The sequence below is a fragment of the Pseudomonas sp. 05N434 genome (assembly GCF_056396965.1).
Window position 1 is genome coordinate 1 of the sequence record NZ_JBFTMK010001039.1, and the last position, 604, is coordinate 604.

Sequence of the window (604 nt, forward strand, 5' to 3'; positions counted from 1 at the left end):
CGCCAGCGCCGACTGGCCAGCGAACAACGCACGCTGACTGAACAACTTCGGCAAAAAACCCAGGAGCTGGCGGAGTTCCGTTCCAAACAGGGGCAGTTCAGTTCCAGTCTGGCGCTGCTGCAACAAGAGATGAACATGTCGGCGCCGCTGGTGGGCACCGGGGCGGTGTCGCCGGTGGAAATCCTGCGGCTCAAACGCAGCGCGGTGGAAATCCGCGGCTCGTTGAACGCCACGACCCTGGCGATTCCCCGGGCGGAATCGGCGATCAATGAGATCAAAAGCAAGATCGACGAGTCCGAACAATCCTTCCGCTCGGACGCGGCGAAAGAGCTGAATGAAAAACGCACCGACCTGTCGAAAATCACCGCCACGAGCATTGCCATCGACGACCGGGTAACGCGCACCACCGTGGTGTCGCCGGTTCACGGCATCATCAAAGTGCTGAAGGTTAATACCATCGGCGGCGTGGTCCAGCCGGGCAGCGACATGGTGGAAATCGTGCCCGTGGAGGACAACCTGCTGATCGAAGCCAAGGTCCGCCCTCAAGACGTGGCGTTCCTGCACCCGGGCCAGAAAGCCATGGTCAAGTTCAGCGCTTATGACT

General features: G+C 60.6%; 1 pseudogene. It reads left to right on the plus strand.

The window, feature by feature from the left end:
- A pseudogene (locus AC1DLB_RS31585) lies at nt 1–604 on the plus strand (HlyD family type I secretion periplasmic adaptor subunit); the annotation flags it as partial.